The sequence below is a fragment of the Methanocalculus sp. genome (assembly GCF_030651615.1).
Classification (GTDB): Archaea; Halobacteriota; Methanomicrobia; order Methanomicrobiales; family Methanocorpusculaceae; genus Methanocalculus.
On sequence record NZ_JAUSCG010000089.1, the window covers coordinates 1 to 15965 of the forward strand.

A 15965-nucleotide genomic window follows, 5' to 3' on the forward strand; every position below is an offset into this window, starting at 1 on the left:
ATCCACCTCATGGCCGATAGCTGAGATGAGTGGGGTTCTGCAGGAGGCGATCGCCCGGATCACATCCGGGTGATTAAATGGAAAGAGATCTTCAAAACTCCCTCCGCCACGCGCGATGATGATCACATCCACCTTTCCATCGATCCGTCTGATCGCCTCTGCAATCTCGATGTGAGCAGATTCCCCCTGCACTACCGTCGGTGAGAGGATCAGGTCGACTGGAAACCTGCGTGAGAGGATGTTTCGTATATCCTGCAACACCGCCCCTGTCGGAGATGTGACGACACCGACACGAACCGGATAGACCGGAATCGTCTTTTTCTTCTCCTCGGCGAAACACCCCTCTGCGGTAAGCTCCCGTCTCCAGCGTTCAAGCAGAAGGTATTTTCCACCTGCTCCTGCATGAACAAGCCCGTCTCCGACGAACTGTGTCTTTCCATAGGGTGGGTAGTGATCGACATAACCGGTGACAATGACATCCATCCCATCTTTTGGAGGTGGTGAGATCTTATCTGCTGCCCGTCTCCAGATCACACAGTCGATCGCAGCCTCGCCGCGTTCTCCCTTATCTGACAGGGAGAAATACATATGGCCGGATGAATGCAGACGAAAGTTTGTCACCTCACCCCTGAGACGAACGCCACGCAGATCAGGTGTATCAAGTCTCTCCCTGATGATGCGGGAGAGGTCGATGACCGAGAGGATATCCGGTTCATCTGATACAAGGGTTGCCTGTTCTCCACCGGGCATACGAATCTATTTGTGGCAGGATGAGAAGAATCTGTGTATGCCACGAACCGGTGCATCCAGTATGTTCTTTCATGAGTACGCACTGGATTCGATCTTCAGGGGAGTATCGGCTTCAGGCCTTGATACCATTGAGTTCTGGCTTGAAACCCCCTCCTTCTGGACGACCGGGCAGCGGATTAATGAGCTGATAGCGGAGATTTCGAGGTATCCTTCCCTCATACCAATAACGGTCCATGCTCCGGTGCTTGATTTAAATCCGGTCTCGATCAATCCCGATATTGCGAGAGTCTCTGTTGATTCGGCCTGTGCTGCAATTGAGACTGCAGAACAGCTTCATGCGAAGGTTATCACCATCCATCCCGGTAGAAGAACTGCAAAACGACCTCCAAGCAGAGCGGATATGCACCGGTTCAGTATCTTTATGGAGGCGGTTGAGGCAGTATCCCGTGGATTATCAGTTCATGTTGCCATCGAGAACATGGGGCCGATGGTAAATGCTCTCCTTACCACTCCTGACAGGGTGGTTGACGTTCTTGATGAGTATCCACACCTCTCATTCACCTTCGATTATGCGCATGCCTGTGTGGGTGGTGATACCCTGCCGGGTGAATTCATCCGGCTCTGTTCGGATCGGATTGTGAATGTTCATGCAAGCCTTGGTTCTCCAACGCAGATGCATGCTCCGCTTGGAAATACAGGTAAAATTGATGAACTTGCGGCTCTTCTCGCCTCTTTTCGGTATGATGGCCCGGTTATCTTTGAGATTGAGGATCTCAGCCTCCCAAAAAAACTTCAGTATTCTGAGAAGATCGCCCTCCTCAGAGAAGAAGCGGTCTCTTTCCGGGTTGCATGGGATAAACAGGTATATTTATCTTTTCAGAGTTCTATTGATTGATTGATACGAATCAACTATGAACGATAATCGACTATCGAATGTCAGACTGGAGTGAAGGTCGATGGCGGCGGATGCACTTCACTTTATTCTTTTTTTTATCTGCCTTCTTCTATCGGGTTTCTTCTCGGGATCCGAAGTTGCTTTGATTGCGATCAACAGGGCAAAGGTCAGAACCCTCCTTACCGAGGGAACAAAGAGTGCTATAGCACTCTCCGAATTGAAAGAGAACACCGATCACCTCCTGATAACAATCCTGATCGGAAATAATGTCGTCAACGTCTCGGCGGCGAGCATTGCAACAGCGATTGCTATTGATTACTTTGGTGATGCCGGTGTCGGGATTGCGACAGGTGTCGTTGTTATACTGATGCTCATCATCGGTGAGATCGGTCCAAAGACCTATGCATCAAAGCACGTTGATGCGGTCGCCCTCTCTGTTGCCCGCCCGATTCTTCTGCTTGAGAAGCTGCTCTTACCTATCCTCTGGGCGTATGACCGGATCAAACAGGTGCATAAGACTGAGGAGAGTGCTCTTCAGCACGGTGTCACTGAAGAGGAGATCAAGGAGTGGATCGATGTCGGTGAAGAGACAGGTGCAATTGAGGAGAATGAGCGGAAGATGCTCTTTTCGGTCTTCCGTTTCGGTGATACGACTGCACGCGAGATCATGACTCCAAGGCCCGATGTCGAGATGATTGAAGATAAAAAAACCCTTGAAGAGGCACTGGATCTCTTCCATGACACAGGATTCTCTCGCATCCCGGTTTATCACGATCAGAGTGAAAATATCATAGGAATCTTAAATGTCAAAGATGTCTTCCGGGCTGTCCATAGCGGCGTGCCTGAAACGACGATCTCAGATCTTGCCCATGAGGCATACTTCGTTCCCGAATCCAAAAAGATTGATGATCTCCTGAAGGAATTACAGTTTAAACAGTCCCATCTTGCGATCATTCTGGATGAATATGGCGTCTTTTCAGGTGTTGTCTCGATCGAGGATATCCTTGAAGAGCTCGTCGGTGATATTCTGGATGAGTTTGATATTGAGGAGGATGAGATCCAGAGGCTTGCCGATGGAGTTTATCTCATTGATGCGCAGGCCTGGGTTGAGGATGTCAATGAGGTGCTTGAGACTCCCCTCCCACTTGAGCCTGATAGTTATGAGACCGTCGGTGGACTGGTCTTCACTCATCTTGGCCGTATCCCTCATGTCGGGGAGTCGATCACACTTCCTGAGATCAACGGGCGGCTCACAGTCACCCAGATGAGGGGGAGGCAGATCCTGAAGGTGAAGCTGATATTTGAGAAGAAGGCCGGTGACAGATAATCATTATCGGTATGACCCGCCCATTAATACTACCATGAAACGCATCGTCGTGCTAGCGTCCGGAAGAGGGTCGAACTTTCTAGCGGTCGCTTCTGCCATTGAGCGGGGTGAGATCAGCGGACGGTGCATCAGGCTGATCGTGGATCGGCCCGGAACCCTTGCGGCAGTGAGGGCGGAGGAGCAGAAGATCCCGGTATCACTCCTTCATTATTCGGACTTTTCAACGAAAGCTGACTATGAAAAGGCCCTCTCTGATCTTCTCCATATGCTGAACCCCGATCTCATCGTGCTTGCAGGGTATATGAGGATCCTGGGTCTTGGGATCATCAGGGAGTATTCCGGGAAGATCATCAATATTCACCCCTCCCTCCTCCCTGCCTTCCCTGGCCTTAATGCTCATGGGCAGGCGATTGCATATGGTGTGCGGGTATCCGGCTGCACTGTGCACTTTGTTGACGAGGGGACTGATACCGGGCCAATTATCCTGCAACGGTGCGTTTCTGTGGCCGAAGATGATGATGAGGTGACTCTTGCAGATAAAATTCTTGTTGAGGAGCATATCGCATTCCCAATGGCTATTGCACTCTTCTGTCAGAATCGCCTCAAAGTTTTCGGGCGAAAAGTGATTCTACTTCCGCAATCGTCAGAACATAATCCTCATGAGGGTCATTGATGGCGGAGAAAGCCAGAGGCGGGAGTGGAAAGAAGATTAGCCGTGAGCGGATCGATATCCTCTTTCATCATGCCCGGGAATGGGCGCATGATGATATGGAACTTGCGCGGCGTTGTATCCTCCTTGCACGGAGGATCGCCATGAAACACAGGATTCGTATACCGAGGAGATACAGGAGGCAGTTCTGTCGCAGCTGCCATGTATACCTGATTCCAGGGCATACTTCTCGTGTCCGGATACAGCATGGAAAAGTGATCGTGACCTGCCTTGAGTGCAGGTCAATAAGACGTTATCCGGTGGTGAAGCAGAATATCAGATAAGTACGATACATCAGGCATTCAGACGTTGAAACCAACGATCTGGGTGGGGAAGCAAGGAGTGACCGCCGAAGTTACGAGTGAAGTCCGCTCTCAGCTGGAGGTACGGAAGGTCATCAAGGTAAAATGGTTGAAGAATGCTCCAATGGATCCGGAAGCGATCGTTAGCGGCACCGGTGGTGTGGTAATAACCACCCGTGGCCGTATGATGGTGATTGCCAAGAAGAGATGATCTCTCCTTTCATCATCCTACCTCGAAATTTATATCAATAGAGCCAGCTTATAAGTAAAGACTGTTAGTGAACCACAGCAGTGAGGAAAAGTCAATGACTACAGTATTTGACATCCCAGCCGAACTTCTCATCCGGAAGGTTGCCAAGGAGCTTAAGGAGAAACCTGAGATCCAGGCACCATCATGGGCAGAGTTTGTGAAGACGGGAGTTCATAAGCAGATGCCCCCAGAGAACACCGACTGGTGGCATCTCCGTGCAGCCGCAGTGTTGCGCCGCGTATACGTCGACGGACCCGTTGGCGTTGAGAGAATTCGAACAGTATATGGCGGAGCCCAGAACCGTGGATCAAGACCTTCCCGATTCAGAAAAGGGAGCGGCTCGATCGCGCGAAAGATCTTCCAGCAGCTGGAAGCAGCCGGTCTTCTTGAGAAGGCCGCAGGTGGCAGGACTGTTTCGCCAGCAGGACGCTCATTCCTGGATCGTACAGCATACAGCCTCAAATCCGAGGTTGAAACTACGGTGCCGGGTATTGAAAAGTACTGAGGTGATGAGTACATGGGAGACGACGAGTTAAACGAACTACGGCAACGCCGCATGGCACAGCTTCAGCAGCAGCAGAATGCTGAACTGCAGGAAGCTGACCAGCAGCGCCAGATTGACCAGCAGATCCAGATGGTTCTTATGCAGGTTCTTGAACCGCAGGCACGTGAACGTTTAAACACGATCAAGCTCGCCAAACCTGACTTTGCACGAGCCGTTGAGCAGCAGATTGTCATGCTGGCAAGGCAGGGTCGCCTCTCAAGTACGCAGAAGATCACTGATGCACAGCTAAAACAGCTCCTCGCACAACTGGTGCCGCAGAAGAAGGACTTCAATATCCGAAGGGTAGGATGAAGGTAGGTCTGCTCTACAGTGGTGGCAAGGATAGTTCTCTTGCTGCCATCCTGCTGTCGCGGGATTATTCGGTAGAGTTGAATACATTCGTCTTCGATCCCTTGCGGGAGGTTCCTGAAGTCGCGGCGGCGGCAGAGGCTCTGGGTTTACCCTGGAGAAAAATGACCTTTGCGTCAGGTTTCATTGATGAAGTCCTCGGGATACTCATTCGGTGTGGGTATCCAAATGAGGCGATCAATGAGATTCACCGACGGTCCCTCTGTGCGCTAGCACAGGAATATGAGGTGGTCGCCGATGGTACCCGGTTTATGGATCGGGTTCCAATGTTGACACCAGCAGAAGTGCAGAGCTTTGAAGATCGGATGGGGGTATCCTATATTCGCCCCCTCCTTGGAATCGGAAGGCGTGAGATCGAACGGCTGGTCGGGCAGATGCTCACCGTCGTCTATGGTGAGACGTCAACGATCCCAAATGGTGATTATGAACATGAGATCCGTGATGAGATGACCCGGCGTGGTATCGACTGGTCAGGGATCTTTCCTCATAATCATCAACAATCTCTCGTAACCGGGAGAGTAAAGACAGATCAGGTTGGTGAGTACCTATGAGCAAACTGACGAAGGGTCGAAAGATACGTATGTCTAAAGCTACCCAGCAGAACCGGAGGGTTCCGCAATGGGTTATGATCAAAACGAAGCGTGCTGTTGTGGCGCATCCAAAGCGGCGCAGCTGGAGACGCAGTACTCTGAAGGTGTGAGCAATGGTAGAGGCAGAGAAGGAACAGATCTATAATATTCCGCTCCGTGATGCAAAACGTGCCCCAAAATGGAAGAGGGCAAAGGTTGCAATCAAAGATATCCGTAAGTTCCTCGGAAAACATATGAAGAGTGAGGATATCAAACTGGATCGGGGTATTAACGAGAAGGTATGGGAACGCGGAAGCCAGAAGCCTCCGACGATGATTCGCATCCGTGCGATGAAGTTCTCGGATGGTCAGGTACAGGCAGAACTTGCCGGGGAATGAGATGAAGTATACCCTGTCCCTCGACGGAGATCCCAATATCGGGGTGTATGCCCGTGCGTTTGAGGAGTTTGCAATACTCCCTGCAACCGTTACAGATGCCTTTGCAGAATCTGTTGCAGAGGTGCTGGATGTTGAGATCGTTCGGATGTTCCTGCAGGGGACATCGATCATCGGCTCGCTCATCACTGGAAACAGCCGTGGAATGGTTGTTTCGGGTCTCATTAGCGGAGAAGAACGCCAGCGACTCGAGGAGTACGGGGAGGTACTGCTTTTGGATGAGACGATGAACGCTGCAGGAAATGTCATTCTGGCGAACGATGAGTTTGCACTCGTCCACCCGGAGATGCCTGGCAGAATGGTCGACAGGATCAGTGATTTCCTCAAAGTTCCTGTCGAGCGAATGCAGATCGCCGGGATTCCAACTGTTGGAATGGCCGCAGCTGCAACGAATAAAGGTGTTCTCCTCTCTCCACGAGCAACCCAGCATGAGATCGACCGGGTTGAGGCTCTCACCTCGCTCCCGGTCGGATGTGGATCTGTCAATATGGGTTCGAATCTGGTTGGAGCTGGCGTCCTGGCGAACTCAAAAGGGTTCATTGCAGGCGGAGAGACGACCGGTTTTGAACTTGGACGGATGGAAGACGTCTTTGGATTACTACGGTGAGCTGAATGGAGTTAACAGAGTTTGAATTGAGCGGTGTCATGAAGATCGGTGATGCATGGAAACCATACACCAAGGTCATCGGAGCACCAAACGAAGTGCAGGCGAGAGAACGCATCTATACCCTGATGGGTAGCAAACATCGCATCGAGCGAAGATATATCAAAATTGAGAGCGTAAAGAGTGTCAATGGCGAGTAATACCAGTACTCCGACACCTGAGCAGGAGTTTCAGACGCTTCAGCATTACCTGAATGAGTTTACTCAGCAGATCGAACTCTTCTCCCAGCAGTTTCAGATCATCGAACAGGCAAGAATGGAGATCATCTCCTCTATTGAAACCCTCAGGGGATTGAAGGATACGAATAATGCGGTCTCTCTTCTCCCGGTTGGAGGGGGTGCAGCCATCCTTGCACAGGTGATCGATCCCGATTCGGTCATCGTCTCTATCGGATCTGACGTCTCTGTCAGAAAGACGAATGACGAGGCGGTCTCTTATCTGATGGAGCGGATCACCGAGATGGAAGCGCAGGGGAAACGTCTTGCGGAAACTATCCAGAAACTACAGGCTCAGGCATCAGAAGTTGGAAGACGCCTTGAACAGCTGTATCAGGCTGGTCAGGGTCAAACCACTGGCCGGAGCTGATTCCGGAGTATGTTTGAAGGTCTGAAGAATAAACTGCGGGATGTCCGCTCGAGGTTCGGAGCCTCAATCGAAGAGACGATACAGGAGGCTCCGAAAACCTCTTCTTCACAACCCGATTCCCAGATAGAGCAGACTCCGGAGTCTCTCCCGTATAATACGCCCGAGATTCCGGCAGGTTCTCCTCACGACTCTTCCGGATCACCCTCTCAGAAGAGATGGGATAAGGAAGGGGAGAAAAAGGTTGAAAAAACCAGCTTTTTTGCGAAGGTCAAGACCCTTGTTGTTGAACGTGAGTTCATCCTGACCGAGAAGGATCTCAAAGAGCCTCTCTTTGAACTTGAGATGATCCTGCTTGAATCGGATGTAGCTCTTCCGGTGACAGATGCGATCATCGCCCATATGAGGTCCTCCCTGCTTGGGCGTCATCGGAAGGTTCGCCAGGACCCGGGAGAGATTGTAACTGATGCACTCAGAAACGCGCTGCGTGAGGTGCTTGGTGAAGGTCTTAATCTGCCTTTGTTTATCCGGTCGCATGAGAAACCGGTCAAGATACTCTTCACTGGCGTCAATGGAACCGGTAAGACGACTTCAATTGCCAAAGTGGCCGATTTTCTCAGCAAAGCTGGTTTAACTGTGGTGATTGGAGCGGGTGACACCTATCGTGCAGGTGCAATCGAACAGATCGCAGTTCATGCACAACGGCTTGGAATCAGGCTCATCCATCATCAGGAGGGTGCAGATCCATCTGCTGTCCTCTTTGATACGGTGGAGTATGCCCGCGCACATAAGATAGATGTGGTGCTTGCAGATACTGCTGGCCGGTTCCATAACCGCGCAAATCTCATGAGTCAGCTTGAGAAGATCAGGCGTGTCATGAAACCGGATCTCATCCTGTATGTCGATGAAGCAACGGCAGGCAATGATGCGGTCATCAGGGCTGCCGAATTCGAACGAACTGTCGGTGCAGATGGGGTCATCCTTACAAAAGCGGATATGGATCCAAAGGGTGGATCAGCCATCTCTATTGCATATACCATCGGAAAACCGCTGGTCTTCCTGGGTGTCGGCCAGGAATACTCTGATATTATTCCATTCTCACCGGATCTTATCATAAATGAGATTCTTCTGGATGATGCCTGATGCTTGATTCACTCTCAACCTCGCTAAAAGATGCTGTAAAGAAGCTTTCCGGAAAGGCCGTCGTCGATAGGGCGGCGGTTGAAGAGCTTGTACGTGACCTTCAACGTGCTCTCATCCAGTCGGATGTGAATGTGAAGCTCGTAATGCAGCTATCGCAGTCGATCAAGACCCGTGCACTTGAAGAAGATCTTCCGAAAGGGATGGGGGTAAAGGACCACGTCCTTCGTATCGTCTATCAGGAGCTCGTCCAACTGATGGGTCCTGAGGGAGAAATCTCCTTAAAACCCCAGAAGATCCTGATGGCAGGCCTCCAGGGTTCAGGCAAGACGACAACGACTGCGAAACTATGCCGTTACCTCCAGCGGAAAGGGATGAAAGTTGGTGCAATCTGCTGTGATAACTTCCGGCCGGGTGCATTTGTTCAGCTTCAGACCCTCTGTCAGAAGATCAACGTCTCAATCTATGGCGATCCGCAGGAGAAAGATGCCCTCGTCATCGTGAAGAACGGGCTTGCTGCCCTGCGCGATGTTGAGATCGTCATCGTCGACACTGCCGGTCGGCATGCCCTTGAAGATGACCTGATCGAAGAGATCGAGCAGATCAATCAGCTTGTACAGCCGACTCACCGCTGGCTCGTCATCGATGCAGCACTCGGTCAGGCGGCCCGTGAGCAGGCCAGACGCTTCCATGAGGCGATCGGGATCGACGGCGTCATCATAACCAAGATGGATGGAACTGCCAAAGGGGGCGGTGCACTCTCTGCCGTTGCAGAGACGAAGTCCGGCATCGTCTTCATCGGTTCAGGCGAGACGATAGACGATCTTGAACGGTTCGATCCGAATGGTTTCATCTCGAGAATGCTCGGAATGGGGGATATAAAAGCCCTTGTCGAGCGTGCCGAAGAGGTGATGGAGGGTGAGGATCTTGATGTCAATGCAATGCTTCGGGGCAAGTTCACCCTGAAGGATATGTACAAACAGCTCGAAGCCCTCAATAAGATGGGGCCGCTGAAACAGGTCCTCTCGATGCTCCCTCTTGGCAATCTGAAAGTACCTGGAGAGGTGTATGATGTCACCTCGGTGAAGATGCAGCGCTATCGGATTATGATGGACTCGATGACTGAGATCGAGATGGAAGATCCCTCTCTCCTCGGCACGTCACGTATCCAGAGGATCGCACATGGTTCGGGCTGTTCAATTGACGATGTGCGCGAGCTGATAAAATACTATAAGATGATGCAGCGTGCATTGAAGGGGTTCAAAGGGGGAGGCCGTTTCTCGATGAACCGGATGATGAAGCAGTTTGGCGGGGGATAAGCCGGGTTCAATACCCCGCCCTCTCAGAATCTTCCCGGTCGGATAATACTGTTAAAGGTATCTTCGTTCAGTCTTCCCTTCTTCTTTACCACCTTTTTAACCGGAACTTTTGCATGATGAGCGATCAGGACGCTGCTCTCTTCAAAGAGATCAAGACCCCCCTCTTCGAAGTCTTCAAGATCAATTTTGACCGCAGATATGCCGTCTGCGGGCCTCCGCGTACAGGGTGCAAGGAGAAGTTGATCTGATTCAACAGCGAGAACAACTGCTGGCCGGTTCTTCTTCCCCTCCCCTTGTTGAAATGGGAACGGAACTATTACTACATCACGCGGCCGGTAGGGATTCATATATTCTTCTCCTCAGGGTATCTTCTGTCTTGAACGTGAGAGTTCATCACTTTTCCGTATATATTAAACCGGTGCATATCCATATAATATATGTATATTTTCCCGGTTTGTGATTCCAGAACCCTCCGGGAAGCCATATGGAGCCTGTTATGAGAAGATTTGCTATCATCGGCCATCGTGCCGTCACCGATCCGGGTTTTTCCCTCAATGATATGCCCGGGAGTGCCGGAAGGATGGATGTCCTCTGTCGATGCGTGAACGCCAGTTTCTTCCTCTCCCATGATCTGAGGAGGGATGTTGAGTGTTACCTTATTCTGAAGGATGGTATAGAGACGACCATCCTCTTCAAAGGTGAGACGGTCCGGTCATTAAACCCTGATGAGCGGAGTGCAGGAGCACTGATCAAAAAGGCGCTTGCAAAGACCTGCGGATCCGAATTTGTCGAATCTTCTCCAGGTGTCTTTATACGGCGTGGAGGACTTGACAGACTTCTCTCTGAGTTTTCGTTTGTAATTCTTGATGAGTCGGGTGCTGATATCAGGGGCATGGATATTCTCCCTGAAAATCTCCTCCTCTCAGATCACCAGAACTTTACCGAAGCCGAAGAAGAACTGATCGCTCCTCTTCCACGAGTGTCGGTAGGTCCTCTGGTCCTCCATGCCGATCATACCATCACAGTTTATCAGAATGAAGTGGACCGGAGGGGTGTATAATGTCACTCCTTCCACTGGTTGGTTCAATCCTTGAGTATGGGCCCATCTGTGATCACTGCCTCGGCAGGCTCTTTGCGAAACGTTCGTTTGGCCTCACAAATGAAGAGCGGGGTCGTGCTCTCAGGGTTGCTCATGCTCTGGATGCGAATATCCGTTTTACTCCTTATGAGACTGGGACCTGCTTTGTATGCTCTGATCTCTTCAGGGAGGTTGAAGTGTGGGCAAACCGGGTTGCGGATGCAGTCAGGGATGTTGATCACCAGACCTTTGTCATCGGGACTCGTGTTCCACCGATGATGGCAGAGTCTGAAGAGATGCTCTGGAGTGACTTCTCTCTCACCGATCCCGAACCCCTGAAGTCTGAGATGAACAGGGAGGTAGGTAAGGCGGTGGCTGGTATCACCGGGCGGCGCGGTGATCCGAAGAACCCTGAGGTGACAGTGATCTTAAACATCGGAGAAGAGATGGTTGAGGTGCAGGTTGCCCCTGTCTTCTTCTATGGAAGATACCGGAAACTGGAGCGGGGCATCCCTCAGACTCACTGGGATTGCCGCGCATGTCGTGGTGCCGGATGCGAGGTCTGTGGCGGGACCGGAAAACAATATCCCGACTCGGTTGAAGAACTCATCGGAAGACCTGTTATTGAACTATTCAAGGCTGAAGGTGCAGTCCTTCATGGTGCAGGCCGTGAGGATATCGATGCTCTGATGGTAGGATCAGGTCGTCCTTTCATTATGGAAGTGATCGCTCCTCTTCAACGGAGTGTTGATCTGAAAATTCTTGAGTCTGCCATCAACACAGCAGCTAACGGTCGGGTCGAGGTGACGATCGAACGCTGGAGTGGCAGGCGTGAGGTGGAAACCCTTAAATCGCACAAAGCGCATAAAACATACAGGATTCTGGTCGATATTGAAGGCCATATCTCTCTGGAAAAGGTCGAGAAAGCTCTGGATGCTCTGAATGGGGCGGTGATTCATCAACGCACCCCGCAGCGTGTATCTCATCGGAGAGCAGATCTTGTCAGGGAGCGTATGGTCGTTGATATCGGGTGTCTGGGCGTAGAGGATGGTCAATATCTGATCGAAGTGGTCGGTGAAGCCGGACTCTACATCAAAGAACTCATATCAGGGGACAATGGGAGGACAAACCCGAGTCTCTCAGCGATCCTCGGTAACCCTGCACGGGTGGTGACACTTGATGTCATATCAGTGGAGGGTATGCCGGAGAATGGAGAAGAGTAAATATGGCACTACATAACGGTCCACGGAAGAAAACCCGATATAAGTTTAAGAAAGCACTCAGAGCACGTGGTCTCCCACCGGTGACCTCAGTCATTCAGGACTTTGAAGAGGGGCAGAAAGTACACATTGTTGTTGAACCGAGCATTCAGAAGGGTATGCCCCACCGGAGATTCCACGGAAGAACCGGGACGATTATGGGAGCACGCGGTCGTGCATGGGTCCTTGAAGTTAAGGATGGCAATTCAACGAAAGTTGTCATTGCAAGACCACAACATCTAAAAGCACAGAAATATTAAATTGAGTTAACCAGGTGATTGACATGAAAGTAAAAGCATTTGTTAGCGAGGAAAGGGTCACCCTTCCGGAGATCCGCGAGTCTCTCCTCAAGATCGAGGCACACCGTCTCGAATCCGGAAAAGAGATGTCCTATGAGCTGAGGAAGAGCATTGAACATGTCAACCACCTTGTCAAGCTCTCCCCTGAAGCCTCAAAGACTCTTCTGAGCGAACTGCTCAAACTTGAGAAGATGAAGTCGGATATCGCATACAGGATTGTGAATCTGATGCCAAAGAACCGGGATGAACTCCGTGCAATTTATGCAAAGGAACGTTTCACTCTGACTCCTGAAGAGTTGGATCTGATCCTCGATCTGGTTTCTGCTCAAAATTGAGGTGATGGGAATGAGAGTGGAGACAAAAGAGAGTCAAGCGTTAGCGATTGATGTACTTCGGCATGGACATGCAGATGATCCACGCCCCATCATCAAGCGGGAACCAATTGTCCAGGCGATTGGTGTTGACCAGTTCAAACTTCTTGAGATCATTCCAAAGGTCTCGGATATTGAGCTTCATGAACTGCTCTATATCGGAGATGGTGAACGGCCGAAGGTTGAGCGTGTAAAGCGTCGTCTCAAATATTCAGAGCTTACCGCCACTGCGAAACTGGAGCTTCCCTATGCAATAGAGAAGATTATAGTGGAGAATGAAGAGCGGTTTATTGAGATCTTTAACAAGTCGGTTCCAATAAGCCTGAAACTGCATATGCTCCATCTCCTTCCTGGAATCGGAAAGAAGCTCCTCTCAGAAGTGCTGGATGCCCGTCAGAAGAGCCCTTTTACAAGCTTTGATGACATCCGAACCCGGATAAAATCTATCCCTCACCCTGAGCGGATGATCCTCGATCGGATCCTTGAGGAGATCAAGGACCCGGATGTGAAATATCATCTCTTTACGTCACGATGAGAGCTCCACGTGATCAGCACTTCCTTGTGGATCAGTCTGCGATAGACCGCATTGCAGGTTTTGTTCCTGTTACAGGTCGTCGTGTCCTTGAGATTGGTCCTGGTCAGGGGGTGCTCACACGAGCACTCCTTGATCAGGGTGCTACAGTTATTGCAGTTGAGATCGACTCTCAGCTTGTTGCAGCGCTTCAGACACTCTTTTCTCGAGAGATAGAAGATGGCAGGCTCATTCTGATACATGACGATGCGGTCAGATGCTCTCTTCCGGAGTTTGATATTGTCGTTGCAAATCTCCCCTATTCTGCCTCATCCCCGATCACATTCCGTCTCCTTGAGATCGGTTTTGAGGTGGCTGTCCTGATGTACCAGTGGGAGTTTGCACGCAAGATGATGACTCCTGCAGGCACCCCGGACACCAGCCGGTTATCGGTGATGGTCCAGACCTATGCAAAGGTGAAACCACTGCTTGAACTCCCACCAGATGCCTTCTCTCCACCGCCTGAGGTCTGGTCAATGGTGGTGAAGATCACGCCGACGAATCCTCCAATTCCTATCCTTGATCAGAAGGTATATGCTGATCTTGTCCGGTCACTCTTCTCGTATAGAAGAAAAACTGTTCGCAACTGCCTCAAAGGTGCAAAAGGAATCTTTGGCGGGGAAAAGATTGATCAACTGATCTCGTCTCTGGATGAGGAGACCCTCTCTGTCCGTCCGGAGAACCTCCCTCTTTTGAGGTTTGCCGAGCTTGCAAACAGACTTGCAGGCGAGCAGACTGATTAACCATGTCATCTCTCCATCCTCAGGTCTATGCACCGGCAGAGGATACCCGTCTCCTCCTTGATGCTGCACTCAGAACGATCCGCCCCGGAGACCGGGTGCTTGAGATCGGGACCGGGAGTGGTGAGATTGCCGTCTCTTTACTTGATGGTACGGTGGAGGTTGCAGCAACAGATATCAATCCGTATGCTGCATCCCTTGCCTACAGCAGGGGAGTACCTGTCATCAGAACAGATCTCTTCGCTGGAATCTGCGGAACATTCGATCTCATCCTCTTTAACCCTCCATATCTTCCGACAGCACCGGATGAACGGATCGACGACTGGCTGGAGTACGCACTCGATGGCGGGGATAATGGAAGAGAGACGATAGAACGTTTTCTTGCAACGGCTGCTGCATGCCTCTCTGCGAGAGGGAAGATCCTCCTCCTCATTTCATCACTCACCGGGATACCTGAGGTGGCCGGCCTCTTTACAAAGGCCGGTATGATCTCCTTCTCGGTTGCAGAGGAGATGTGTGAAGGAGAGCGGCTTGTGGTTCTCCTTGGTATGAAGGATCTCTGTTCTGTCTAGCTCTGAATAGCCGGACAGAACCGGCAGAGTGCATACGGCACATCATCTTCCTTCTCCCGGACAGGGCAGCAGATGACTCCACGTTTCAGCTCCACCTTAAATCCGCCGGGAAAGGGGGTGCCGATCGGGTGGCCCGATTCCCCGAGAATAAATATGAGAAAACCGGAGAGGAGGAAGTAGAGGAGTCGCCCCATCGGGGTCATATGCGCATCCTCAGATATCTCTGGTGAGATGCATGCTTCTTCGATCATCCTGCAAAATGTACGGAAAAGATCCGGATCAGGTATTGAGCCCTTCATCTCTTCGATTCTGCCATCCCGCTTCATCAGGAGTATCCTGTGGTATGTCCCGAATATCTGTTCATTGGCAGATTTTGAGTATGCTTCACGATAATGGGCAGGCAGGCTATTGATCTCTCTTCTGAGGGCTGCTGCAATATGCATCAGGTCATGAGAGGTGTAGCGGAGGACTTCGGTTGATATGAATCCGGCGATATCGGATCGTGCCTCTGATTGTATGAGATCAGAGACGACTCTCCTGATCTCATCTTCTGCTTCCAAACCTGATAGTCTCAGTCGTTCTGCCATCATATTCTCTTCTGCACGTGATCGGTGTCGATCAACCTCTGGAAATTCCTTATATAAAAGATAATCTCTCATAACAACAGATAACGATTTCTAATATCATGTTAATCTTCAAAGATCTGGTAAATGCGGGATAATTTTACGATCCGACAAGCATAAAGCCCACGATTTTAGTCGTGGGATGAATGCGACATATATTTGAGAAACCTTTATTTATTTTAGATGCATATAATTATATACGTGACACGCAGAGAACGTTGGACATATTCAAACACTACTGTGTATAACATCGGATATCATATCATATGGTGTCCAAAATACAGACGACGTGTTTTAATCCCCCCGATATCTGATCGACTACACGAATTGCTTTTCGAAAAAGCAATCGAAATCGATGTAGATATAGAGGTATTAGAAATAATGCCTGATCATGTCCATATGTTTGTAAAAACACCTCCTACAGCAAGCCCTCATTATATTGTTCAACAATTCAAAGGATATACGTCACGAACATTAAGACAAGAATTTAAAGTCCTCAGAACCCGTCTACCCTCATTATGGACTCGCAGTTATTATGTCGAATCTTGCGGTCATATTTCAGAAGCGGCTGTTAAAA

Annotated in this window: 26 protein-coding genes; 23 read left to right on the forward strand and 3 right to left on the reverse strand. The window is 50.4% G+C overall.

Going from position 1 to position 15965, the window contains the following annotated elements:
- A partial coding sequence (gene xseA, locus Q7V06_RS03700) for an exodeoxyribonuclease VII large subunit (protein WP_304838278.1) occupies positions 1-750 on the reverse strand: 750 nt, incomplete at its 3' end.
- A gap of 37 nt (positions 751-787) precedes the next feature.
- Here xseA and Q7V06_RS03705 point away from each other — a divergent pair.
- The 15 genes from Q7V06_RS03705 to Q7V06_RS03775 all read left to right on the forward strand — a co-directional run bounded on the left by Q7V06_RS03705 (position 788) and on the right by Q7V06_RS03775 (position 9875).
- The gene (locus Q7V06_RS03705) at positions 788-1645 is read left to right on the forward strand and encodes a sugar phosphate isomerase/epimerase (protein WP_304838281.1); all 858 of its coding nucleotides are present in this window, start codon (positions 788-790) and stop codon (positions 1643-1645) included.
- 61 nt (positions 1646-1706) lie between these two features.
- Complete coding sequence (locus tag Q7V06_RS03710) at positions 1707-2972, forward strand: hemolysin family protein (RefSeq protein ID WP_304838284.1); 1266 nt, start codon at positions 1707-1709, stop codon at positions 2970-2972.
- A gap of 34 nt (positions 2973-3006) precedes the next feature.
- Positions 3007-3645: a phosphoribosylglycinamide formyltransferase gene (purN, locus tag Q7V06_RS03715; RefSeq protein ID WP_304838287.1), complete on the forward strand. Its 639-nt coding sequence runs from the start codon at positions 3007-3009 to the stop codon at positions 3643-3645.
- Entirely contained in the window at positions 3645-3965 is a 321-nt protein-coding gene (locus tag Q7V06_RS03720) for a ribonuclease P protein component 4 (protein WP_304838291.1), read from the forward strand. Before purN ends, Q7V06_RS03720 begins: the two co-directional genes overlap by 1 nt.
- A 25-nt stretch (positions 3966-3990) precedes the next feature.
- Positions 3991-4194, forward strand: a complete 204-nt coding sequence (locus Q7V06_RS03725; protein WP_304838294.1) for a YhbY family RNA-binding protein — start codon at positions 3991-3993, stop codon at positions 4192-4194.
- A gap of 94 nt (positions 4195-4288) precedes the next feature.
- Complete coding sequence (locus Q7V06_RS03730; protein WP_304838297.1) at positions 4289-4738, forward strand: 30S ribosomal protein S19e; 450 nt, start codon at positions 4289-4291, stop codon at positions 4736-4738.
- A gap of 12 nt (positions 4739-4750) precedes the next feature.
- Positions 4751-5089 (forward strand): DNA-binding protein, encoded by a 339-nt coding sequence (locus tag Q7V06_RS03735; RefSeq protein ID WP_304838300.1) that lies wholly within the window; start codon positions 4751-4753, stop codon positions 5087-5089.
- Positions 5086-5697, forward strand: a complete 612-nt coding sequence (locus Q7V06_RS03740; RefSeq protein WP_304838303.1) for an alpha hydrolase — start codon at positions 5086-5088, stop codon at positions 5695-5697. Before Q7V06_RS03735 ends, Q7V06_RS03740 begins: the two co-directional genes overlap by 4 nt.
- Positions 5694-5846 carry a 50S ribosomal protein L39e gene (locus Q7V06_RS03745; protein ID WP_304838305.1) on the forward strand — a complete coding sequence of 51 codons (153 nt, stop codon included), beginning with the start codon at positions 5694-5696 and terminating at the stop codon, positions 5844-5846. The genes Q7V06_RS03740 and Q7V06_RS03745 overlap by 4 nt, the downstream gene beginning before the upstream one ends.
- A 3-nt stretch (positions 5847-5849) precedes the next feature.
- Entirely contained in the window at positions 5850-6113 is a 264-nt protein-coding gene (locus Q7V06_RS03750; RefSeq protein WP_304838308.1) for a 50S ribosomal protein L31e, read from the forward strand.
- 1 nt (position 6114) lies between these two features.
- Positions 6115-6777, forward strand: coding sequence for a translation initiation factor IF-6 (locus tag Q7V06_RS03755; RefSeq protein WP_304838311.1), 663 nt, complete (start codon positions 6115-6117; stop codon positions 6775-6777).
- A 5-nt stretch (positions 6778-6782) separates the two neighbouring features.
- A complete protein-coding gene (gene rpl18a / locus Q7V06_RS03760; protein ID WP_304838314.1) occupies positions 6783-6974 on the forward strand; it encodes a 50S ribosomal protein L18Ae in 192 nt (63 codons plus the stop codon).
- Entirely contained in the window at positions 6964-7419 is a 456-nt protein-coding gene (gene pfdA / locus Q7V06_RS03765) for a prefoldin subunit alpha (RefSeq protein ID WP_304838315.1), read from the forward strand. The genes rpl18a and pfdA overlap by 11 nt, the downstream gene beginning before the upstream one ends.
- Positions 7420-7428: 9 nt before the next feature.
- Positions 7429-8559: a signal recognition particle-docking protein FtsY gene (gene ftsY, locus Q7V06_RS03770; protein WP_304838317.1), complete on the forward strand. Its 1131-nt coding sequence runs from the start codon at positions 7429-7431 to the stop codon at positions 8557-8559.
- Positions 8559-9875: a signal recognition particle protein Srp54 gene (locus Q7V06_RS03775; RefSeq protein WP_304838320.1), complete on the forward strand. Its 1317-nt coding sequence runs from the start codon at positions 8559-8561 to the stop codon at positions 9873-9875. Before ftsY ends, Q7V06_RS03775 begins: the two co-directional genes overlap by 1 nt.
- Before the next feature lie 23 nt (positions 9876-9898).
- On the opposite strand, the gene Q7V06_RS03780 is transcribed toward Q7V06_RS03775, so the two are convergent.
- The gene (locus Q7V06_RS03780) at positions 9899-10222 is read right to left on the reverse strand and encodes a type II toxin-antitoxin system PemK/MazF family toxin (protein ID WP_304838323.1); all 324 of its coding nucleotides are present in this window, start codon (positions 10220-10222) and stop codon (positions 9899-9901) included.
- A 149-nt stretch (positions 10223-10371) separates the two neighbouring features.
- Between Q7V06_RS03780 and trmY the strand changes: the two genes are divergently transcribed.
- From trmY to Q7V06_RS03815, 7 genes are read left to right on the forward strand one after another with little or no spacing between them, the layout of a single operon-like run.
- Complete coding sequence (gene trmY / locus Q7V06_RS03785; RefSeq protein ID WP_304838349.1) at positions 10372-10935, forward strand: tRNA (pseudouridine(54)-N(1))-methyltransferase TrmY; 564 nt, start codon at positions 10372-10374, stop codon at positions 10933-10935.
- Complete coding sequence (locus tag Q7V06_RS03790; RefSeq protein WP_304838326.1) at positions 10935-12176, forward strand: tRNA pseudouridine(54/55) synthase Pus10; 1242 nt, start codon at positions 10935-10937, stop codon at positions 12174-12176. Before trmY ends, Q7V06_RS03790 begins: the two co-directional genes overlap by 1 nt.
- Before the next feature lie 2 nt (positions 12177-12178).
- On the forward strand, positions 12179-12472 hold the full coding sequence (locus Q7V06_RS03795; RefSeq protein WP_304838329.1) for a 50S ribosomal protein L21e: 294 nt from the start codon (positions 12179-12181) through the stop codon (positions 12470-12472).
- 23 nt (positions 12473-12495) lie between these two features.
- Positions 12496-12846, forward strand: a complete 351-nt coding sequence (locus tag Q7V06_RS03800; RefSeq protein WP_304838331.1) for an RNA polymerase Rpb4 family protein — start codon at positions 12496-12498, stop codon at positions 12844-12846.
- A 10-nt stretch (positions 12847-12856) separates the two neighbouring features.
- Complete coding sequence (locus Q7V06_RS03805; protein WP_304838334.1) at positions 12857-13417, forward strand: DUF655 domain-containing protein; 561 nt, start codon at positions 12857-12859, stop codon at positions 13415-13417.
- A complete protein-coding gene (gene rsmA / locus Q7V06_RS03810) occupies positions 13414-14196 on the forward strand; it encodes a 16S rRNA (adenine(1518)-N(6)/adenine(1519)-N(6))-dimethyltransferase RsmA (RefSeq protein WP_304838337.1) in 783 nt (260 codons plus the stop codon). Before Q7V06_RS03805 ends, rsmA begins: the two co-directional genes overlap by 4 nt.
- A 2-nt stretch (positions 14197-14198) precedes the next feature.
- Positions 14199-14765 (forward strand): HemK2/MTQ2 family protein methyltransferase, encoded by a 567-nt coding sequence (locus Q7V06_RS03815; protein ID WP_304838339.1) that lies wholly within the window; start codon positions 14199-14201, stop codon positions 14763-14765.
- Here the strand turns inward: Q7V06_RS03815 and Q7V06_RS03820 are convergent.
- The gene (locus tag Q7V06_RS03820) at positions 14762-15355 is read right to left on the reverse strand and encodes a DUF2115 domain-containing protein (RefSeq protein ID WP_304838342.1); all 594 of its coding nucleotides are present in this window, start codon (positions 15353-15355) and stop codon (positions 14762-14764) included. The two genes, Q7V06_RS03815 and Q7V06_RS03820, sit on opposite strands and share 4 nt — an antisense overlap.
- 216 nt (positions 15356-15571) lie before the next feature.
- Here Q7V06_RS03820 and tnpA point away from each other — a divergent pair.
- Positions 15572-15965, forward strand: a 394-nt coding sequence (gene tnpA, locus Q7V06_RS03825; RefSeq protein WP_304838346.1) for an IS200/IS605 family transposase, incomplete at its 3' end; no start/stop codon positions are given.